Annotated in this window: 17 protein-coding genes, 1 other RNA gene and 2 pseudogenes; 9 read left to right on the forward strand and 11 right to left on the reverse strand. The window is 56.0% G+C overall.

Annotated features, from left to right (window positions below; genetic code table 11):
• Positions 1-418 precede the first annotated feature (418 nt).
• Positions 419-1,930 (forward strand): site-specific DNA-methyltransferase, encoded by a 1,512-nt coding sequence (locus IX761_RS25545; RefSeq protein WP_194792267.1) that lies wholly within the window; start codon positions 419-421, stop codon positions 1,928-1,930.
• Positions 1,931-1,932: 2 nt separating this feature from the next.
• Positions 1,933-4,575: a DEAD/DEAH box helicase gene (locus tag IX761_RS25550; protein WP_194792268.1), complete on the forward strand. Its 2,643-nt coding sequence runs from the start codon at positions 1,933-1,935 to the stop codon at positions 4,573-4,575.
• 86 nt (positions 4,576-4,661) lie between these two features.
• On the opposite strand, the pseudogene IX761_RS25555 reads toward IX761_RS25550, so the two are convergent.
• Positions 4,662-4,793, reverse strand: a pseudogene (locus tag IX761_RS25555) (transposase domain-containing protein); the annotation flags it as partial.
• Positions 4,794-5,673: 880 nt separating this feature from the next.
• On the opposite strand from IX761_RS25555, the gene IX761_RS25560 reads away from it, so the two are divergent.
• Positions 5,674-6,657, forward strand: a complete 984-nt coding sequence (locus IX761_RS25560; RefSeq protein ID WP_194792269.1) for an ImmA/IrrE family metallo-endopeptidase — start codon at positions 5,674-5,676, stop codon at positions 6,655-6,657.
• Positions 6,658-7,302, forward strand: a complete 645-nt coding sequence (locus tag IX761_RS25565) for a hypothetical protein (RefSeq protein ID WP_194792270.1) — start codon at positions 6,658-6,660, stop codon at positions 7,300-7,302.
• A 69-nt stretch (positions 7,303-7,371) separates the two neighbouring features.
• Here the strand turns inward: IX761_RS25565 and IX761_RS25570 are convergent, their stop codons facing one another.
• The 5 genes and pseudogenes from IX761_RS25570 to IX761_RS25590 all read right to left on the reverse strand — a co-directional run.
• A complete protein-coding gene (locus IX761_RS25570; protein ID WP_194792271.1) occupies positions 7,372-7,632 on the reverse strand; it encodes a hypothetical protein in 261 nt (86 codons plus the stop codon).
• Positions 7,629-8,609, reverse strand: coding sequence for an integrase domain-containing protein (locus tag IX761_RS25575; RefSeq protein ID WP_194792281.1), 981 nt, complete (start codon positions 8,607-8,609; stop codon positions 7,629-7,631). The genes IX761_RS25570 and IX761_RS25575 overlap by 4 nt, the downstream gene beginning before the upstream one ends.
• Positions 8,587-8,946, reverse strand: a complete 360-nt coding sequence (locus IX761_RS25580; protein ID WP_194792272.1) for a hypothetical protein — start codon at positions 8,944-8,946, stop codon at positions 8,587-8,589. The genes IX761_RS25575 and IX761_RS25580 overlap by 23 nt, the downstream gene beginning before the upstream one ends.
• Positions 8,930-10,330 (reverse strand): YfjI family protein, encoded by a 1,401-nt coding sequence (locus tag IX761_RS25585; RefSeq protein WP_194792280.1) that lies wholly within the window; start codon positions 10,328-10,330, stop codon positions 8,930-8,932. The genes IX761_RS25580 and IX761_RS25585 overlap by 17 nt, the downstream gene beginning before the upstream one ends.
• A gap of 1,013 nt (positions 10,331-11,343) precedes the next feature.
• Positions 11,344-11,484 (reverse strand): annotated as a pseudogene (locus IX761_RS25590) (integrase); the annotation flags it as partial.
• Positions 11,485-11,618: 134 nt separating this feature from the next.
• On the opposite strand from IX761_RS25590, the gene IX761_RS25595 reads away from it, so the two are divergent.
• The 5 genes from IX761_RS25595 to IX761_RS25610 all read left to right on the forward strand — a co-directional run bounded on the left by IX761_RS25595 (position 11,619) and on the right by IX761_RS25610 (position 18,643).
• Positions 11,619-13,103: a type I restriction-modification system subunit M gene (locus IX761_RS25595; protein ID WP_194792273.1), complete on the forward strand. Its 1,485-nt coding sequence runs from the start codon at positions 11,619-11,621 to the stop codon at positions 13,101-13,103.
• A complete protein-coding gene (locus IX761_RS25600; protein WP_194792274.1) occupies positions 13,100-14,278 on the forward strand; it encodes a restriction endonuclease subunit S in 1,179 nt (392 codons plus the stop codon). The genes IX761_RS25595 and IX761_RS25600 overlap by 4 nt, the downstream gene beginning before the upstream one ends.
• Before the next feature lie 49 nt (positions 14,279-14,327).
• On the forward strand, positions 14,328-14,507 hold the full coding sequence (locus IX761_RS27285; protein ID WP_228533987.1) for a hypothetical protein: 180 nt from the start codon (positions 14,328-14,330) through the stop codon (positions 14,505-14,507).
• 219 nt (positions 14,508-14,726) lie between these two features.
• A complete protein-coding gene (locus tag IX761_RS27290; protein WP_228533988.1) occupies positions 14,727-15,050 on the forward strand; it encodes a hypothetical protein in 324 nt (107 codons plus the stop codon).
• A 116-nt stretch (positions 15,051-15,166) separates the two neighbouring features.
• Entirely contained in the window at positions 15,167-18,643 is a 3,477-nt protein-coding gene (locus tag IX761_RS25610; RefSeq protein ID WP_194792275.1) for a DEAD/DEAH box helicase family protein, read from the forward strand.
• Between the two features lie 154 nt (positions 18,644-18,797).
• Here the strand turns inward: IX761_RS25610 and IX761_RS25615 are convergent, their stop codons facing one another.
• The 5 genes from IX761_RS25615 to IX761_RS25635 form a co-directional block, all read right to left on the reverse strand.
• Entirely contained in the window at positions 18,798-20,054 is a 1,257-nt protein-coding gene (locus tag IX761_RS25615) for an integrase domain-containing protein (protein WP_194792276.1), read from the reverse strand.
• A gap of 187 nt (positions 20,055-20,241) precedes the next feature.
• Positions 20,242-20,633: a transfer-messenger RNA gene (ssrA, locus tag IX761_RS25620) on the reverse strand.
• A 93-nt stretch (positions 20,634-20,726) separates the two neighbouring features.
• Positions 20,727-21,020 (reverse strand): hypothetical protein, encoded by a 294-nt coding sequence (locus tag IX761_RS25625; protein WP_194792277.1) that lies wholly within the window; start codon positions 21,018-21,020, stop codon positions 20,727-20,729.
• A 140-nt stretch (positions 21,021-21,160) separates the two neighbouring features.
• On the reverse strand, positions 21,161-21,406 hold the full coding sequence (locus IX761_RS25630) for a DUF3077 domain-containing protein (RefSeq protein ID WP_194792278.1): 246 nt from the start codon (positions 21,404-21,406) through the stop codon (positions 21,161-21,163).
• On the reverse strand, positions 21,403-21,618 hold a 216-nt coding region (locus IX761_RS25635), incomplete at its 5' end, for a hypothetical protein (RefSeq protein WP_194792279.1). The genes IX761_RS25635 and IX761_RS25630, both read right to left, overlap by 4 nt.

The raw sequence follows: 21,618 nt of genomic DNA on the forward strand, positions 1-21,618 counted from the left end.
GGGTTTGCGGTGGTGGTGGGGGTGTTGCTTTGTAGGCCGTTACCGGGTGGGGCGGTGAGATTGGTTGCTGAGTGAGATGAGGAGGCGGACCCTTGGGCGCTCTGATGGTGACTTGGTCCCGACTTAGTCCCAACTTGGTCCCGAGAGACGCGCGCTTTGCACTTGAGGTCCGTGACGATTTTTCCCGTTAGTGGAGTTTGACTCGTTGAGTCGGCGTGCCGGGGGAGTTGAATTTTACGGCTATGCCGATGAAAAATAAAAGAATCGTAAGCGCTCCATGAATGTAGTGGTTTACTAACCCCGGACACCCATTTAGGCGAGCTGATCCGGTCTCCTTGAGCCGATGGTGCGATGGATAGCGGACCTTCAAAGCAGGTAAAGTAGAGGATTGATTTGCCGTCTCTTGGAACCTCTCCGAATGCCTCTACTGTCTTGGTTCAACCGTGATGCCGACCTGACGCGGGCTGCCCTTGCGCCTTACCGTCTGCTTGAGCCGGTTGCTGAACTGTCTCATGGAGAGCCGGACTCTCCGAACATGCTCATTGAGGGCGACAACCTTGACGCCTTGAAAGCCCTGCTGCCGTACTACGCTGGTCAGGTGAAATGCATTTTCATCGACCCTCCGTACAACACGAAATCAGCGTTCGAACGGTATGACGACAACCTAGAGCATTCGAAGTGGTTGTCGATGATTTACCCCCGGCTGGAGCTTCTGCGGGAGCTGATGAGTCAGGAAGGCTCGATCTGGATAACCATCGACGACAACGAAGCTCACTACCTGAAAGTCATCTGCGACGAGATTTTCGGTCGGAAGAATTTCATCGCTGAAATCATTTGGCAAAAGCGCACATCACGCGAAAACCGGGCGGCTGTCGGCTCGTCTCATGACACGATGCTTGTGTACGCAAAAATGGAAGCGTCCAAGTGGAAGAAGTACCGGAATCTGCTTCCGTCCAACGATAAAGGCTACGGGAATGCCGACCAAGATCCTCGAGGACCTTGGCGATCTATCCCTTTTTCCGCGCAGGGATTCCGACCTAATCAGATGTACCCAATTACCAGCGATTCAGGCGATGTGCATCTGCCGCCGAAAGGTCGGTGCTGGGGCGCGGTGGAATCTGTGTTCAATCGATACCGCGAAGAAAACCGTGTCTATTTCCCCAAGGATGGGAAAGGTAAACCTCGTATCAAGCGTTTCCCATGGGAGGATGAGGGGCTGGTGCCCATGACCCTTTGGCATGCTGCGGATGCCGGTACTACCGAGGAAGCCAAAAAGGAAATCTTGGCTCTGTTTCAGGATGTGGAAGCCTTCGACACTCCGAAGCCTGAACGCCTGCTGAGGCAAGTTTTGGAAGTGGCGAGTAAACCCGGTGATCTGGTACTCGACAGCTTTCTAGGCTCTGGCACAACTGCTGCCGTGGCGCACAAGATGAAGCGTAATTGGATAGGCATTGAAATGTCTGCGAACGCTCGGCTTTTCTGCGGTCCACGACTCCAGAAGGTCGTTGACGGGGAGCAAGGCGGTATTTCTGAAGCTATGGGATGGATTGGAGGCGGCGGTTATCGCTATTACAAGCTTGGAGTTCCTGTCTTCGATGACTCCGGTCACATCAGAGAAGGTATTTCCTTCGAGCAATTGGCGGCTCATGTATGGTTCGCTGAAACCGGCACCGCTCGGTCGTCATCCGTCGAAAAATCCCCTTTCCTTGGTGAGCATCACGGTACGTCTTACTACCTCCTATTCAACGGCATTCTCGGTGATTTGACTGCGGCTGGCGGCAACGTCTTGACCAAGCGGATTCTCAAAGCGTTGCCGAAGAGTGATGGTCCTATGGTGATTTACGGAGAGGCGTGCGCAATGTCATCTGAGCTTCTTCTGGAATCGAAAATCACCTTCCGGCAAACCCCATACGACATTAAGGCTCGTTGATCATGGCTCTGACGCTAAAGCTTTACCAAAACCGCGCATTGTCGAGCCTTGAGAAATTCCTCGACGTGGCTCGTCTGGAAGGACCATCAAAGGCGTTTGAGCAAACCGTTGATGACGGGCTTGTCAGCGACTACAAGCTGATGCCGGGTTTGCCTGAAATCCCTTATGTTTGTCTCCGCATCCCTACGGGTGGTGGCAAGACGGTGATGGGTGCCCACATCATCCAACTCTGTGGTTCGTCCTACCTCGAACGTCAGTACCCTGTCGTTCTGTGGATGGTCCCAACGACTCAGATCAAGACCCAAACTATAGAAGCGTTTCGTGACCATCGTCACCCGTATCGCCAAGAGCTTGATGACGCCTTTGGCGGTCAGGTTGCAGTGTTCGACGTAGCGGAGTTCACGCGGATTCGTCCGGCAGATCTGGTCACTAAGGTTTGTGTGGTTATCTCCACTGTTGCAGCACTGCGTGTCGATAAAGAAGAAGGTCGAAAGGTCTACGAGCATCATGAAGACCTTGAGGGGCATTTCACAGGTGCTGCGAGTCAGCTCGAACACCTTGATGAAGGAAAAGACGGGAAAGCGGTCGCGTCATTTGCAAACCTTCTCAAGCTTCATGGTCCGCTGGTTATCATGGACGAAGCACATAACGCTACAACGCCGCTTTCATACACTGTCTACGAGCGTCTTGGTCCAAAGGCAGTGGTGGAGCTTACAGCCACTCCTGATGTGTCCAGTTCGAACGTACTGGTCAGCGTCTCTGCATTCGAGTTGAAGGCAGAGAACATGATCAAATTCCCTGTAATCCTCAAGGAGCACAACGGGGAATGGCAGGTTGCGGTCAGCAGTGCCGTAGCACGGCGAAAAAGCCTCGCCAAAGCCGCGCTGGATGAACCTGAGTACATTCGTCCAATCCTGCTAATTCAGGCTGAAAATGCCAAGAGCGAAGCCACTGTTGAAGAAGTGAAACGGCACCTCATCAACACTGACGGTGTGGACGAAAAAGCGATTGCTATCGCGACGGGCACCACGCGGGAAATTGACGGAATCGACCTCTTTGCCAATGACTGTCCTATTGAAGTCATCATCACCAAGCAGGCTCTGAAAGAAGGTTGGGACTGCTCATTTGCCTATGTCTTATGCTCGGTAGCGCAGGTCAAATCTGACAAGGATATTCAGCAGCTTCTTGGTCGTGTTTTGCGCATGCCGTATGCCGTTCCTCGGCGTCAGGACGCCATGAGCAAAGCGTATGCTCACGTCACCACAGATACGTTTGGACGGGCTGCAGGTGAGCTTACACAGTCACTCATCAACATCGGCTTTAACCCGATGGAAGCTGCTGCCGCCATCCGCAAGGAGAAGACTCCTGAGCTGGCACTGCAGGGTGGTCAGATTGGTACTCCTGAGCTTCCTGTATCTCGGGTCTTCGTAGCGAAAGCTCCTGACTTTTCGAAGATTCCGGAGCGTGACCATGAGCGGGTTCAGTTTGTGCTGGATGCTGATGGAATCGGCGGTGTCGTTGAGTTGAAAGACGAACTCGACCTACTGACCGTCGAAGCTATCGTTTCAACCGTAACGGGCAAAGAGAAGAAAGCGGCGGTCGCTGCTGAGGTAGAGCGGCATCAACAAGCTACCGTGGCTGCGAAAGCTCCAAGTGAAAGGGGCGTGGTATTACAGGTTCCCCGGCTTTATTCGGTGGAGCAGGGTGAGCTTGAGCTTGTTGACCGTGGCGCTGTTTCAGCAACGTTTAGCTGGGATCTACTGGCGTCACCACCTGACCTGTCGTCCTTCCGCTTCGACGAATCAAGCATGACGTTCGAGGTGTATTTGGATGAGAAGACCGTACAGTTCCAGAACGTGAAGGACGATGTTCAGACCTACCTTCCCGGGTTCGCGCAGGACCGCTCTGTATCGGACCTGATTGGCTGGTTGGATCAGGAAATCCGTGAGCCATCAATCAAACAGCCAGTGCTTCGCGAATGGTTGCGCCGAGCCATTATTGGACTGTTGGAGGATCGCGGCTTCTCGCTGTCGCAGCTCCTGAAAGGTCAGTTCATTCTTCGCAGGAAGCTAGGTGAGCAGTTGCTGCTGGCGAAGAAAAACGCCTATGACAAGGGGTTCCAGCAAGCTCTGTTCCATGACGATTTGGAGCTGGTCACTTCGTCAGAACCGGACCATGCGTTTACCTATCCGGCAGACATGGCGCTGTACCCGGCTACCTCGTACTACGCTGGGTCATTCAAGTTCAAGAAGCACTACTACCCATTCCCCGGCATGCTGCCATGGAAAACGTCGAAGGGCGAGGACGCGGAGGAATACCTCTGTGCTCAGGCAATTGAGCTGTTGGATGAAGTCGATACCTGGGTACGGAACCTCGTTCACGCTACACAGTTCTGGATGCCTACCGCGACTCAGCGAACCTACCCTGATTTCGTGGCGCGCTTGAAGGATGGACGCCTCTTCGTGATCGAGTACAAGGGCGGTGACCGTGTGAGCAACGACAATAGCAAAGAGAAGCGCCTGATCGGTGAGCTTTGGGCTAAAAAATCGGGCGGTAAGGGCGTGTATCTCATGGCGCAGAAGATGGATGAGCAAGGGCGTGGCTTGCGCGAGCAGCTACTCAACGCCATCAAAGCAGCGTCCTGATGTTCAGTGTGGCGGCTCAGGTTTCTAGGCTTTGAGCCGTCATAGGTCAATGACCGTGAGCGTCCGCCCAACTCACCTTGCGTCAGTCAGACTGGCACCCACTGATGCGGCAGCAACTGCCCGATCTCACTGGCCCGCTGTGTCGGCAGCCGCGTCAGCACATCTTTGAGATAGGCATACGGATTATGCCCATTCATGCGTGCCGATTGAATCAGGCTGGGAGCCAATTGGTACGGTGCTGTTTAACCCTGACCGAGATCAACAGCACGAGATGCAAGCCGCATAGCTGGATGGTTGACGCGACAACTACCTTGAAAAACGCCGAGGGGAGCGCGCGAACGTGCATCTGACGATGTAGACACTGGACGAACTGGCCCGAACGCTGATAGAGCATTACCCAGCTACCGATCCGGAAACCAAGCGATTGGTGCCGTTGACGTACTTCTACATGCCTGTGTGAAGCGCCTAGCCAGGGTGACGATCATCAGGCACAAAAAAAGACGCCCGAGGGCGTCTTTTTTTTCGGATTTGGTGGGCCGGGGTAATTTGAATTTGCTAAGTAAGTTATTGATTTGTAACATTAATATAAGTTTTTGTTTTTTGGTTGGAATACCAATTGGAATACCGTGCGGAATTGCACGCCACTTGACTACCCGTTTGCATTCGATCTGACCGCCTATTGCATCGGAGTTAGCCAGCACGCTTCGTAACCATGATTGGCAGTGAACTGCCTATAGTTGCCGGTGGCAACAGGCTGCAAATGCCAGTGCCTACCAGACTTCCCTGCTGCCATTTCGCTCACCCTATCAGACTCCCCTCGGACGACGGCCGGGTTTGGATTCTGCTGATTGGCGGTGGGCCAGGTTCGCCCCAGCAGGGTGTCGATTCGGCATCCTTGATAACACTCAGCACGCACTAGACGGGGGACTTGGTCCGTTAAGGTACGTATCTTTTTGCTATCGAATTGGCTGGTACCCCTGTGGATAACTGCAAAAAATGCTACCATTCCGTCGAGTATCGGTGACTTCCGTTGGCTTTTTCCGTCTAACCTAGGTACCGATTTATCCCGCCAGTAGTCCGCTCATAGGAGGAGGGACCATGACCAATATTCAGAGTCTCTACTCCGCCTTAAGCGCCCATGGGCTATCGAAGCAGAAGATTGCGAGGATCCTTCCCGAGTGGTGGTCCGAGGAACTCGAAGCCTCCCCCGGTGGTGCTCAGCGTGCAAAAATCTATCTTGCGAAGGCCCTTAGCTTGCAGATTCGCGCGTTCAGCGAGAGCCCTCCGCGCGTCGAATTTGATGTTCCCGGCGAGAAGCGATTTAAGCTTTCGGCTAAAACCTCAGAAGACGACGTGTCGCTAGCTGTTGCTTTGGCCCGAAGCGCGTCGCGGATCGCGATATCCGCCCTGGATCGGGAATATCAAGCGCCTCCAGCAAGCGCTTCTGCCATCAGAGAATATATTCTGAGTACTGGTGCTAAGTGGGTCGGCTTGTCTGAGATCATTGATGCATGCTGGTTGCATGGAATACCTGTGCTGCATCTGGCATCGCCATTGCTGGCTAAGAAAAAAATGGACGGTATTGCCATATCTGTTAATGGCCGGCCTTCAATCGTCCTGTCAAACGTGCGGAAAAATGGTTTCCTGCTTTTTCACTTGGCACATGAGCTGGGGCATATCGCATTAGGCCATTTGAGTGAAAATAGCGCTATCGTAGATGACGATTTCGAGGATCAGGCTACTCGATCGAAATCTGCTGACGAGACGGCTGCGGACCGTTTCGCTTTGGAATTGTTAACTGGCAATCCCGATAGTAGCCTGACGCTGCGGCAAAAGATGAAAGCCCAGCCTTTGGCTGATCTTGCGCGAAGAACTGGTGAGCAGCGGAAAATTGACCCTAGCCATTTGGTCATGAGCTGCGCCCATAACGACAAAAAGTATTATGGGCTTTACGTCGGTGCGGCGAATATCCTCGGTGCCGGAGTTGAGGATCAGTCGGTGATTACTGGGAAGGTTTTTCACAATCTTTCCCCAGGCCTTGCACCCGATGCTGAGCACTTGCTGCGGAATCTTATCGCATAAATGATTCTGCTCGCCGACAACGACATTCTTATCATGCTTGCTCAGTGTGACCTCGTTGACGAGGCGCTATCCGTATTTCAGTGCGGGCTCAATGAGTGTTTTGTCGTTGGCGCTGCACCGTATTCCCTATATCTGAACGATCCTCAGAAATGCTACGACAAACGTCTGGGAAACCATGCGGCGTTTGATCGTCTTGCCGGATTGGTGAGCTCTTGTCAGAGGCTCGGCGCTTCAGATGAGAACATTGATCTTCTTGAGGCGTTAACGCGTATTGACGGCGTGGACGACGGAGAGCTTGAGCTGTTCATGCACGCTGATAGCCTGCACCGCAATCATCAGCAATACACACTCACTACGGGTGACAAGCGTTCTCTAAAATCGCTGCTTGCATCTGAATGTACGCTCGCGCTCCCCTCATTGTTTCAGCGAGTAGAGTGTTTAGAGTCGCTCCTGCTCAAGGCGATATCGCTGTATGGCCATGCTCATGTCACCAATAAAATTGGGCGAGGTCATGCCACTACTACCAGACAAGATAGGTTTGCTCAGGTGCTACGAGTCGCTTTTGGTAATGAGCGGAATGAGGCAGCTACACGTGAAGCACTCAACTATTACATGCAGGACGTTGCCTGCTTTATTAGGCCCTGATCTGACTCAGCGGCTGAATTCACTATTGGCAAAGTCATAGACGTCCATGTTCGACTCGCCTTTGATTCCTTAAGCTTTCCCCATCCGCTTCCAGATCAGTAGAGCAGTGAGTCGATAGTAATATCGGGTTGAGTCTGAGTGGTCTTTCAGGTGCTGAGTGAAAAACCAGCGCACATGCTTGAGCTGCCAGGTCCAGGGATTGTCGCGTTGCCAGCGCTTTTGAATGGCCGCTTGCATCATTCGGGCTTGCCGTAGGTGTCGTTGCTGGGTGGCATTCGAGCCGGTTAGCACACCGCTCAGGAACAGCGCCATATCGAAGGGTTTGGTCACGCTCGACCTCCAATGTAGGCCGACATCACATCGATCCGGTTATGCCCGAGCTCAAGGCTGATCTGTTGCCGCGCCTGATGATCAAGGTCGCGGTCAATGCGATAGCAGTGGCCACCATTGATCGGTGCGGCGTGGCCAGTGAGCTGCTCGTAACGTTCGCAGGCGTAAGCCGCTCGCAGTTCATGAAAACCCTTCAGCCCGTTTTCATGCAACGTTTCACGGGCGGGGAGCACGGTCTGTTGCAGGAATGCGGCATAGCTTTCGTCTCGGGCCAGCAAGTTGCGGCTGCGCGGCGGCGACGCATGACGAGCCAGCTGCAGCGCCGCCTTCACCGCCGCATTGGCCACGACCCATCGCGGCGCTGAAGCGCCTGAACGACCGCCTTTGGTACCGTCCTGGATATTGATGCGGCCGAGGCGCTGGGCCTCGCGTTGCAGTCGTGGCAGGTCAGCCAGGATCGCTTCGCGCAGGCGCATACCGGTTGTTCGGGCCAAAAGGACAATCGCGGCCACCCGCACGTGTTGCAGTTCGCCCAGCGCCTCGAGTACTCGCTGCACCTGCTGACGGTCTTGGCCATCCGGCGCGCGGGTGCGTACGCCCGAGCGCTGCTGGCCTAACGCCTGGCTCGGGCTGGCGATCCTCACGTCCTGATCACCGCGCAGCGCAGCGAGGGTGCGGTTGACGCTGCTCAGGCGGTTCTGCGCGGTCGCGATGCAGAGTTCACCTTGCTGGATCTGCTGGCGCAGGTACGCGGCGTAATCTTGCAGCGTCTGTCGATTGATCTGACGCGCATCGTTATAACCGGGGCCGTCCCCTGACCGACACCAACGCACGAACGCTTGCCAGCGATCGCTATGCGCTTTGACCGTGGCAAAGTGGCCGCCAGCAAACAGATCCTTGAGCGCTTGTGGGCCGGCGTAGCTCAGCTGGCGTCCGTAGCCAAAGTTGCGCCCATCACGCCGACCGACCAAGGCCATCGTCATCACCGTTTTCGTTTGTTTGCAGAAAGAGCAACAAGGCTTTCCAGTGAGGGCTTAGCCTGTCTACCTGCTGCCAGTGTGTCGGGCGGATCAGGAGGGAGTTCTCCTGATGTTGCAGCAGTGCCCCTTCCTCACGCAGTTGCTCAATCAGCAGAACGATGTAGGCAGGGTCCGTGGGGGATGTGGCGACAGCGGCGACAGTGGCGACAACCCGCGTCGTTTCTGACCTGGGGCGTGGCGACAGGGTGGCGACAGAAGCGGCGACACGTCGCGATTCTTGCGGCGGTTGATGTTGCGCTTGGTAGCGGCGCACCGCGTCATTGAGGCGGAACATGGCGGACCTCGAAAGTTTTTCCGTCGCGGCTGCTCAGCCAGCGATGGGTGATCAGCACGACCAATAAAGAGGCGGTATGGTCAGCGCTCTTGCGGGCAAAACGAGGGCCGTTGCGATTGACGTCGCGGATGGTGAAGTGGGTCCAGCCTTTCTGCACCAACCAGCGCAGCAGTCGATCCGCCTCTTCGCGTCGGTTATTGACCGGCTCCTGTTCGGTCAAGCGCTGGATCTCAGCCAGGTAGTAATCCATCAGCGTGGAGGCGCGCTGGATGTGTGCCTCCTCCAACGAGCTGGCCTCTTCCACCATGGCCAGCACGCCCGCGATACGCAGTACATTCGCCGCCGCCTTGCCCGCGACAGGCTGGATGCCGGCCAGCTCGCCGAACTCGCCAGACTGACATTCGATGGTGTCGTGAATATCAATCCAGGCCCGACGGGCACGGGCAGTCAGCTCCAATGTGGTGGGATTGAGTGAGCCATCCCTGTGAAGCGACCAGGGCTGTTGCAGCAGGGCGGTGATCCGCTTTTGGTAGTACTGGACTTTGGCATCCCGGCTCAGGTCGATCGCCTTGTAGAGCCGCTGGCCGACCAGGCGCTCGGGCCAACTAATCAGGCAACGACCGAGGATGCCTTGGCCATTGATCACCGGGTCTTTGAACAGCTGGTTGGCCAGGTAGGGCTGCAGCATCAGGTGCAGGCTGAGGCGGCGATCATAGGCACGTAAGCTTTCCCCTGCCATGGAGCGCGCCCGGTCGATCGGGCTGCCATCCCAGAGTGTCGACAAGGTGGTGATCGCCTTGAGCAGGTTCTCTTTACTCATGGTGCTGCCGCCCAGGAACTGGCCCCCTTCATCATTGAACAAGCCCATGCTGGGCAAGCCATGGCACAGGCTTTTGACCAGGGCCTCGATGGTGGGCTCGGCAATGATCAGTCTTGGCGGTACCGGTTCGGATAACTCACCGCCTTCCACCTCCGCGTGTTTCTTTGAGGTTTTGGGTTTGGCCATGATACTGGTAGCGGCGCGATAGGCTTTGAGCTTCTCCGCATACAGGGTCCACTGCAGACGTTCCCAGTCGCGCGCAGCTTTCAGTGCCAGTTGATCCACTGCGCTTTTGCGATCACCCGAGGACGCCACCGTCAGGAGGTAGAGGGACAGCGGATAAGTTCGGCCGTCGAGTTGGACATTGGCATGACCCTGGCTCACCAAGGCAGTGGTAGCCAGCACCGATTGCGCGGCCATTGCGCAGGGCACGCCGATCACCTCGGCCAGTCGTTGGACCGTAGGGCCCAACAGTTCTCCAAGTGCTTCGACCGGGTAGGGCAGTGGCGCCTGCTGGTATTCCAGCAATGGTTGTGGTGGCTCGAACGCTTCGCACAGTTGCATCGCTATTCTCCTGAAATTATCGACTTCGTCCTCACTCATCCCGCCACGGTTGTTGAGTGGTATCAGGGATCAAGGCCCCTGCGACCTGTGAGGGTTGTCCACTTACGCGGGACTGACGGCTCCTTACGACCGGGAGCTTGGGCATCTCATGATCTGGCCTCCTGAACACCGATAGCGGTGGGCGGGTGGAGGCTGCACTAGCTGACGGAGCCGGTGCCGCGAGATCCTGAGTCATTTGAAGGCAGTGAAGCGATGACCGGGCATGCCTGACTGTCAGTCAGGTGCAGTCCATTTCTTGTGCTGCGGCACTGTCATCTGCATCGCTGTTGCTGGTGACTTCGGTGTTTGTCACGCCGATTGTCACGAGGGGAAAGCCGCAAAGCCCCGTGCGATCAAGGCTGCAGCAGTGTCAGAAGCGCCCGTCTCTTTAGGCAAAGAGACGGGCAAAAGGTTGGCGCAAGAAATGGCCAAACAGATAAGTTGCTGCAGAGCAGCCAGGAGGGGGCATGAGTTGCCGCAGTGGGCATTCTGGAAGATTGGGCATCCATCACATCGCTGTGACCGTGCGAGCCGCCGGACGCTAATCGCACTTCGGGAGAACCACCACGATGTGGCGTAGCCTCAAAGGTTCTGGCTACCTGGGTTGCTGCCAACGGCAGCGCTTTGAGTCTTCTTTCTATCGTCTGAGTATGGTTGGGTCAACCGGATTGCGCGCAGTCGATTGGGCCAACTAGCGGTGCTGGAATGCCTTGGTCGTGAGTGGCGTTGGATAGACGATGAGCCGTTCGTCGTCTTTTAAATGTGAGCCCCAGCGCATGGGAATGCGGAGCCTTCCTATGCGCTGGGGCTTGGCGGAGGAGCGCAGACATACAGGAGGTTTGGCGGCAGTCGCCACTTCTGTCGCCATGCTGCGCGCCACTTATTACGTGGATTGTCGCCAGTGTCGCCGCTGTCGCCACAGAACTGTCACTGCGTTTGAGGCGTTACGTCTAACGGTGCCATCCGTTGAGTGCTTAGCGTATTGGTACGGCGTTGCGGTCCTGCGTTTGATTGATCGCAGATGCCAGCAGGCTGCCAGTGGCAGCCTTCTGGATATGCTCACTTTACCAAGCCATCATCGGGCGGCGGCGTTCTATGTCGTCCGCGCGGTTGTACCTGACAGCCTAACCCGCTAATCGTTACACTGCGTGCACCTTGTCAGACCGGCGTTTTCCCGGCTTGGCCTATTGCACGCAGTGTTGCTGCGCTGGGCAGTAAACCTATTATTCAATTCAGGCAGTCATAAGCAGTGATCACAGGCGCTATCAAATCCCAAGTTGACCAGATCTGGAATGCGTTCTGGAGCGGCGGTATTTCCAACCCTATGGAGGTCATCGAGCAGATGACCTACCTGCTGTTTATCAAACGCCTCGACGAGTTGCAGACGGTTAAAGAGCGCAAGGCTGCGCGCACCGGGCAGCCGATTGATAATCCGATTTTCAGTCCCTACCAGGCGCATTTGCGTTGGGCGGCGTTCAAGGCGCTGGGTGATCCCGCCAGTTTGTACGCGCTGATTGCCGACAAAGTATTCCCTTTCATCAAGTCGCTGGGCGGTGAGGATGGCGAGTCCACCTACGCAGGGCATATGAAAGATGCGCGTTTCACCATTCCCAACCCGGCGCTGCTAGCCAAGGTGGTGGACATGCTCGATGCCATCCCCATGGAAGATCGCGACACCAAGGGCGACCTCTACGAATACATGCTCGGCAAAATCGCCAGCGCCGGGCAAAACGGTCAGTTCCGCACGCCCCGGCACATCATCAAGCTGATGGTCGAGATGATGGCGCCCAAGCCGTCGGACACCATTTGCGATCCGGCCTGCGGTACCGCTGGTTTTCTGGTGGCGGCTGCCGAATACCTCAACGCCCACCACAGCCACGAGCTGTACCAGGATGCAGCCAGCGCCAAGCGTTTCAACCACGACACCTTCCACGGCTTCGACTTCGACAGCACCATGCTGCGCGTTGGCTCTATGAACATGCTGCTGCACGGCGTGGAAAACCCGGCGATTGAAAACCGTGATTCGCTCAGCGAAGGCCATGCCGGCGTTGAAGGGCAGTTCAGTTTGATTCTGGCCAACCCGCCGTTTGCCGGCAGCCTGGATTACGAAAGCTGCGCCAAGGATCTGCAGCAAATTGTTAAAACCAAAAAGACCGAGCTGCTGTTTCTCGCCCTGTTCTTGCGCTTGCTCAAGGCCGGTGGCCGCGCCGCCGTGGTGGTTCCAGACGGCGTGCTGTTCGGCTCCAGCAAGGCACACAAGGCGCTGCGGCAAATGTTGGTGGAAGAACACAAGCTCGACGGCATCGTCTCCATGCCCTCCGGCGTGTTCCGCCCCTATGCCGGGGTGTCCACCGCCATTTTGCTATTTACCAAAACCAACTCCGGCGGCACCGATCACGTCTGGTTCTACAATATGCAGGCCGACGGCTACTCGCTGGACGACAAACGCAACGAACTGGACGCGAACAAGCACGAAAACAACAACCTGCCGGATATCATCAAGCGCTGGCACAATCGCAACACCACCGTCGGCCTGGATCGCACCGCCCAGTGCTTTCTGGTGCCCAAGGCGGAAATTGTCGGCAACGACTACGACCTGTCGATCAATCGCTACAAGGAAGTGGTGTACGAAGAGGTACAGCACGAAGCGCCTCAGAAGATTTTGGCTGAGCTAAAGGCGCTGGAAGCGGAGATTATCCGGGGGATGGATGAGTTGGAGGGGATGTTGTCATGAGCTGGCCTACAGCTCGTCTTAGCGAGTGCATTGAGTCTGCATCGTCCGGATTCGCCAGCGGCGCGATTGACCCAGAAGGTGTCGCGCAAATCCGAATGAATAATGTTGGACTCGATGGGCGCCTTAATTTCGACAAAATAAGATACGTGCCCAAGAGCACCATGAAGATTGAGAAGTTTTTACTTGCAGATGACGATGTTTTATTCAATGCAACCAATAGCCCGAACTTGGTAGGTAAAAGTGCACTCATTCGCGGCCTTCCTGAGTCGTTTGTGTACAGCAACCACTTCATTCGCATCCGGACTAACCGTAGCAAGCTTGAGCCCGGCTTCCTTGCTAGATGGCTAACGGCACAACAGCAGGAGGGGCGTTTTGAGCTGATGTGCAACAAATGGGTCAATCAAGCATCTGTTCGCCGTGAAGACTTGCTCAACCTTGCTCTGCCGCTTCCGCCCCTGCGCGAACAACGCCGCATCGCAGCGATTTTGGACAAGGCTGATGCGCTGCGCGCCAAGCGCCGCGAAGCCATCGTCAAGCTAGATCAGCTATTGCAGTCCTTATTTCTAGAAATGTTCGGCGACCCGGTGACTAATCCGAAGGGCTGGCCAATTGTTGCATTGTCCTCCTATGGCACCGTCGCGACCGGGAACACACCTCCTCGATCTAAAGCAGAAAACTACGGTACCGGCATCGAGTGGATCAAATCAGACAATCTGAATACGCCGCATGATTACGTCACAAAAGCAGATGAGCAGCTCAGTGATGTGGGGGAGCGGACGGCAAGAGTCGTATCCTCCGGCAGCGTGCTTGTGACCTGCATTGCAGGAAGTTTGAGTTGTATTGGGAACCTGGCAATAACTGATCGCCGCGTTGCCTTCAATCAACAAATTAACGCCATAACCCCGCATAGTGCGCCGTCGGAGTTTCTTTACTTTTTGCTGAAAGCTGCCAAGCCATTGATACAAGGCGCATCTACGAATGGCATGAAAGGTATGGTGAACAAATCGAAGTTCAGCGCGATCCAGGTGCCTGCACCCCCCATCGAGCTGCAGAAAGAGTTTTCTCGCAGTTTTCTTGAAATGCACAAGCTTCGTTCATTGGCGGATGCTGCATTAGCGAAACAGGAAACCTTGCTCGCAGGTCTGCAGCAACGCGCATTCGAAGGAAAACTCTAACTCAGTCGTCAACCAGTGCCCCCGGCACACCACGGAACAGGCAATCCCTATGGCTCAATGCTTCCCCGCCCGTAGTGCCTGCCGCTTCGACACCCCCGGCGAACGTCGCCTGGCGGAGCGGGTGGAGAAGAAGCTCGAAGACGATTCCCTATACTGGTTCAATATCCCGGTGGGGCCAAAGGCCTTGCAGCGGACGTTGTGGTCATGCACCCGCTGCGCGGGGTGCTGAAGGTCAAGGACTGGAAGCTGGACACCATCCAGAGCATGGATCGCGGCCAGGCGAAGATCTTTGCAGATGGCCAGCAAAAAAAACTAGAAGAACCCGATGATGCAAACACGGGCCTACGCCATGTAAGTGGTGATGAAGCTGCAACGGGGCCCTGCGCTAAAACAGCCCGCCGGTTCGCCCCGGGCCGACAAGCTGATCATGCCGTTTGGCTGAGGCGTGGTGCTGACCGCGATTACCCGCATCTGCGACGAGCAAGGCCAGGGCGGCGCGCTGGATGATATGGCGGTGATCTATCGCAGCACCGCTCAGGCCCAACACATTGAGCGCGCCTTGAGCGAGGCCGGCATCGCCTTCGCCTCGGGCGAGTCGGCCAAGTGCGGTGGCACGTTGTATGGCAGTGAGGAGTCAGTCAAGATCGTTAGCATGCATTCGAGCAAGGGCTTGGAATTCGGTTTGGTGTTGATTCCCAGTCTGGATGACATGCGGGGGCAAAGAAGCCGACGAGGCGCGTTTGCTGTATGTAGTCGTGACTCGCGCGATTGATCGGTTGGCGATGGCCTACCGCAAGCCTTCCAGCTTTGCCCGCAAGATTCAGGAATCAATAGGCAGCGTGCGCCAGCACCTGGACGAGATGGACTCACAGAAGGTAGCCCGTTGACATGAGCAACTTTGAATTTCTCATCCCCGAATTTAAAGCGCTGTTTGAGCCGGCCAAGGGGGCGGAACACCTGGTGTATTCCGATCCGCGTGCCTGCTGCATGCGTACCCGTCATGCGCTGGAGCAGACGGTGCACTGGCTGTACGAGCATGATCGAGACCTGCGCATGCCTTACGATAACGGCCTTAATCTGCTGCTGACTCAGGTGGAGTTCGTTCGCCTACTGCCTCCGCAAATTCATCAAAAGACGCGCTTGATTCAGAAGTTTGGTAATCATGCGGTGCATTCCAATCAAGCGATTGGCTACAGCGATGCGATGAGGCTGGTACGCGAGCTGTTTCACGTATTGTTCTGGCTGGCACGCACTTATACCCGCGCCAGCGACCCAAAAAGTATCGACGCTTCGTTTGACGAAAAACGTGTGCCTCAGCTCGTTAGCATGAATGAAGCAGTTGCCTTTACCCGTGCGGAACTGAAAAAGCAGGAAGCCAAATTCCAAGAGCAGATTGCAGCTCAACACGGCACCCTTGAAGCTCGCGAGACGGCGATTGCCGAGCAAGCCGCAAACCTTAGTGAGCGCGAGGCGCTTCTGGCGCGACTTGATGCTGAACTCGTTGCCACCCGTGCAGCGCTGGCCCAGGCCAAGGCGACGAATATCGCCGTGCCAGATAACCATGATTACGACGAGGCCGACACCCGTCGTATGTTTATCGATGTGTTGCTGCGCGAGGCCGGTTGGGAATTGGGCAAAAACGCTGACGCCGAAGTGCCAGTGAGCGGCATGCCCAACGGGCAGGGCGAAGGTTTTGTCGATTACGTACTGTGGGGGGCCAACGGCAAACCGTTGGCTGTGGTGGAAGCCAAGCGCAGCTTGAAGGACCCGGACGTGGGGCAGCAGCAAGCCAAGTTGTACGCCGATTGCCTGGAAGCCGAGAAGGGCCAGCGGCCGCTGATTTTCTACAGCAACGGTAATCACACCTGGCTCTGGGACGACCGCCGTGCGCCGCCACGCGAAGTACAGGGTTTTTACACCCGGGATGAGCTGGAATTGGCTATTCAGCGGCGCAGCCTACAAACCGACTTGCGCGTACTGCCGATCAATAGCGAGATTGTTGAGCGGGCATATCAACACCGGGCGATTCGAGCGATGACCGAATCACTGAGTCAAGGCCGCCGCGCCGGCTTGCTAACCATGGCCACCGGCACTGGCAAGACGCGGATGTCGATTGCCTTGATCGAATTGTTGATGCGAAGCAACTGGGTCAAGCGTGTGCTGTTTCTCGCTGACCGGGTAGCCCTCGTAAAACAAGCTGCAAATGCCTTTAAGGAGTTCCTGCCGGACTCCAGTCCGGTCAATCTGGTCACCGACAAGAACGGCCAGGGCCGGGTGTATTTGTGCACCTATCCGACCATGATGGGCCTGATCGAACAGATGGAGGGTGACCGTCGCAAATACGGTGTTGGACACTTTGACCTGATTGTGATCGACGAGGCACACCGCAGTGTGTACCAGAAGTACGGCGCAATTTTCCGTTACTTTGACAGTTATCTAGTGGGCCTGACCGCCACCCCGCGTGACGAAGTCGATCGCGATACCTATCACCTGTTCGGCCTGGAGACCGGAGTACCAACTGATGCCTACGGTCTGAATGAGGCGGTGGATGACGGTTACCTAGTGCCACCCAAGGCGTATTCGGTGCCGATCAAGTTTGTCCGCGAAGGCATCCGTTACGACCAGCTCAGCGATGATGAGAAAGAGCACTGGGAGTCGCTCGATTGGGGCGATTACAGTGCCGAAGGTGATGCACCTACAGAGGTGTTAGCGTCTGAGGTCAACAAGCAGCTATTTAACGAGCCAACCGTTGACCTGATGCTCAAGCACTTAATGCAAAACGGTCTGACGGTGGAGGGCGGCGACAAGCTTGGCAAGACCATTATTTTTGCGGTGAACCAAAAGCACGCCGATTTTATCGCCCGGCGCTTCAATCATCATTACCCGCACTTTAAGGGTGAGTTTGCCCGGGTTATCACCCATGCGGTGAGTTATGCGCAGACTTTGATTGATGACTTCAGCAGCAAGCTGAATAAGCAGCCGCAGATCGCCATTTCAGTAGATATGCTCGACACCGGCATCGATGTACCACAGGTTTTGAATTTGGTGTTCTTTAAGGCTGTCCGCTCAAAAGTTAAGTTTTTGCAGATGATTGGTCGCGGCACACGACTGTGCCCGGACCTGTTTGCGCCGGGCGTGGACAAGCGTGAGTTCGCCATATTCGATTTCTGCGCAAACTTCGAATACTTCAACGAAAATCCTAAGGGCGCACTGGGCGGTATGGCCGAGCCTTTGGGTAAGCGGTTGTTCAAAGCACGGCTAGATCTGCTGTCGTTGTTAGCTCCGAAGGACGTTCGCAAACCTGGTGATCTGGCGGAAACCAGAGGTCAGTACGATGCCTTTGGCGAGCTGCACATAGATTTGACTAACGAGCTGCACGATGAAGTCGCGGCAATGAATACAGACAACTTCATCGTGCGTACCGAGCTGGAGCATGTGACCCGCTTTGCCGAGCGTGAAGTTTGGAATGCGCTGGATGATGCAGCGTTGAGTGATCTGCGCAGTCATGTCGCTGGCTTGCCAAGTGAGCGGGCTCCAGAGCACATCACCGCTAAGTTGTTCGATCTGCTGTGCCTGAATTTGCAGCTAGCGTTAATTCGCTCGACCAGCGACTTCGTGACGTATCGTGACAAGGTGGTCGAGCTGGCCAGCCAGTTAGAAGTGATGGAGAGTATTCCGGCAGTGCATGCTGAACTTGCGTTGCTTCAGGACGTGCAAACCGAAGAGCACTGGCAGGACATCCGATTGCCGATGCTTGAGAAAATGCGGCGCAAGATGCGTGAGTTGATAAAGTTTATCGAACGCCGTCCGAGCAACCCCGTTTATAGCGTGCTGAGCGACGAGATTGGTGAAGCGACTGTAGTCAACCTGAAGGATTTCAATACCGGCATCAACCTGGAGCAGTACAAGAAAAAGGTTGAAGCCTATATCCGTAGCAATGAGAACCATGTCGCCATCGCTAAGCTCAAGTTTAACCGGCCGCTAACGCCAAGCGATCTGAGCGAGCTGGAGTATTTTGTTTACGAGTCGGAACCGGTTCAGAGTCGTGAGCAGTTCGAACAGTGCTACGGTACTGACCAACCGCTGACACTATTGATCCGATCACTGGTAGGCTTGGACCGCAATGCAGCAAAAGAGGCTTTCGGTCAATTCCTCGACGAAAACCGCTACAGCAGTCAGCAGATTCGGTTTGTTGAAATGATCATCGAGCGCCTAACCCGACAAGGTTTAATGGAGGCGGGTCAACTTTATGAGCCGCCTTTTACCGCGCTGCACCACGAGGGATTAGACGGTGCGTTTGGCGATGCGGATGCCAACGCGATCATTTCCGTGATCGCCTCAATCAAACGCAGTGCGGCAGCTTGATGGCGACTGACTCAATCGTGCGCGCTGGCCGGTTTGTGCTAGCGGTGAGGTTATAGCGTTTGGCTAAGCGCGTGGCGACAGTCGCCACTTCTGTCACCACGCTGCACGCCACGGATTACGTGGGTTGTCGCCGTTGTCGCTATCTGGTGAGTCCTCAACGTATCGGCACGACGTTGCGGTCCCTGGTTTGATTGATGGCAGATGCTGACAGGCTGCCGGTGGCCGCCTTCTGGATATGTTCACTCCACCAAGCCATCATCGGACGCCGGCGTTCGATGTAATCCGCCCGGTTGTAGGCGCTTCGAACTTCGTCTTTATCGACATGCGCCAGCGCGACTTCGATCAGCTCCGGATCCCAGCCATGCTCATTCAGGATGGTACTCGCCATCGAGCGCAAGCCGTGGCTGACTAGACGGTCCTGAAAGCCCATGCGCTTCAACGCCATGTTGGCGGTCTGGCTATTGGCATGGGTGCGGGGGTTTCTATCTGAGGGGAACACGAACTCTCTGTTACCGCTGAGTTGCTTGAGCGTCTCCAGTAACGAAAGTGCCTGATCGGTAAGAGGGATTGTGTGCGCCCGACGCTTTTTCATACGCTCTGGCGGAATGGTCCAAATGCGCTTGTCGAAGTCGATATCTGCCCATCGTGTGGAGGCTGCTTCGGCAGGGCGGGTCATCGTGTGCAACTGCCATTCGATCAGGCAGCGGGTCGTGCGCTTGATGCTGGCGTTCGCGATTTCCATCATGAGCTCGGGAAGCTCCTCAGGCGGTAGCGCAGCCATGTTCTCTTTCTTGGGTTTCTTGAATACCGCCCGAATTCCATTGAGGGGGTTCGCCAATATTAGCCCGGAGTTGACCCCGTAGGTCATGATCTCGTTGAGTCGTTGGCTCAATCGTTTCACAGTTTCGAGGCTCCCTTTGGCCTCGATTGGGCGAAGGATCTTGATAACCATCGGAGCAGTGATTTGAGAGAGCGGAGTTGTTTTCATGCTTGGGAAAACATGAAGCGTCAGCGATCTCCAAATGTCTTCAGCGTAGGCTTTGGTTACGGAGTCTTTCTTCAGCTCGAACCAGGCGGTGGCCACCTTTTCGAAGGTGTGTTCAGTCTCAGCAAGCTTGGCTTGCCTGACCTCATCACGTTGGACTTTGGGATCAATGCCCAGGGCGAGCTGCTCGCGCGCCTCAACGGCTTTTTTTCGAGCGTTGGCTAGCGAGAGGTCGGGGTATGGACCGAGGGCCATGTTTATACGGCTTCGGGTCAATGGTTCGCGGTAGTTGAAATTCCACATCATTGAGCCGCTGGCTCTGACGCGAAGCTGAAGGCCGTCACCGTCGCTGAGGACGAAATCCTTCCCGGTTGGCTTGACCGCTTTGAGCTGGCGGTCGGAGAGGCGGGTTGCTTGAGTAGGCATGAGAGCTACCTCCGGCACCGTTTTGGTATCCTAAAAATAGCACCCGGTAGCCCGGGATACCACCTGGGATACCAAACCGGCTGGAACTCAAAAAACCTCTATGGCCCTCAAAAGCGCTGTAAGTCATTGATTTTAAGGAGTTACAGGCACAAAAAAAGACGTCCGTGGACGTCTTTGTTTGATCATTTGGTGGAGCCGGGGGGATTTGAACCCCCGTCCGCCAGTACTCCGCTGTCGGTACTACATGCTTAGCCGTGTCTATTGAGTTAATCCGCAGCCGCCCGACGGGCAGGGTGCTTTGGACGAGTTGGGTAAGTTTTAGTCGCTTCGCCCCCAACGTGCTGCACGACGATCCTGTTCTGTATGACAATCATTTCGGGTTTACAGGCATCCCCTGATGATTGCTGGAGCCGAAGCTACCAGGAGAGCGGGCTCAGCTGCTTACGCAGCGAGAGCGTAGCCCTCGTAGTTTTCGTCATTGGCAACTATAGAAAGTTGCAACAGTGGATTTACGAGTTCTGTTACCAACTCGGCATGCACCTAGAGTTTCGCTACCGGCGTCGAATCCTAATCGGCCCCACACTCAGCTCTAGCTGACCGTACCTTTCGGTACGTGAGGCGGAGTATACGCCCTTGAGCGGGCGGCGTCGACTGTCGCCGCCCGTGCAGGGCTCAGGCACCGCTGCCGCCGGTGCTGCCACCGCCTTTCTCGGTTTTTTCCAGGCGCTCCAGCACCTTGCTGGTGATGGCGATGCACTCCTTGGTATCACCCGAGGCCTGGGCGGCCTTGGCCTTGTCTACGTGTTCGGTGACGGCTTTGTCCAGGCCTTCGGAACTGGCGCCGGCAGTGGCCATGGCGTCGTCGATCTTCTGCAGGTTGAGGGCGCACAGGTCATCGGCGGCGAACACAGGCGAGGCCAGCAGGGTGGCGGCCGCGAACAGGGCGGATAGCGCAGTACCTTTCATGGGTGTCTCCTTGTGAGGCCTCGGGGAAGTGGGCCTGTTGGGTGGACCACTGGCGAATCGTGGGGGTTCCATTTGGGTGAAGGCCTCGAATCGCCGGCAAGCCGGCTCTCACGGGGTGAGGGCCGGGCTTGCGTTTGGGGTTAGCGGGGCAGGCTGGTTTCCATTTCGTCGATCAGGGTCTTGGCCAGAGCGCTGAGGATGCGGGCGGAGCTGCCGGCTACCAGGTCGCCTTCCATTTCGGCTTCGGTGGTGAGGTGGCGGATGCAGCCGAGCAATACCGAGAGCTCGTCGAAGGCGTGCTGGAAGGGGATGCCGGGCTGGATGCGGTAGAGCTCAAGGCTGGGGGTGACGCCTGCAGTGGTGGCGTGGTCGGGTTGGGTGGTCATGGCTGGGCTCCCGTTTCGCGGCGCACCAGCGGGTAGAGCAGCTGGTTCAGGTAGATGCAGGTGTTCAGCAGGGTTTTGCGCTGCTCTTCGCACTCGGTGTCGAAGTAGAGGTCGAGGACTTCGCGTAGGCAGTCCATCAGCGAGGTGGCTTCGGTGCGGGCGGCTTCGGGGGTTAGGTCGGGGGAAACGGTGAGGTAGGGGAAGAAATGGGG

It is taken from the genome of Pseudomonas sp. UFMG81, assembly GCF_015354575.1.
In the GTDB taxonomy this organism is placed as follows: Bacteria; Pseudomonadota; Gammaproteobacteria; order Pseudomonadales; family Pseudomonadaceae; genus Aquipseudomonas.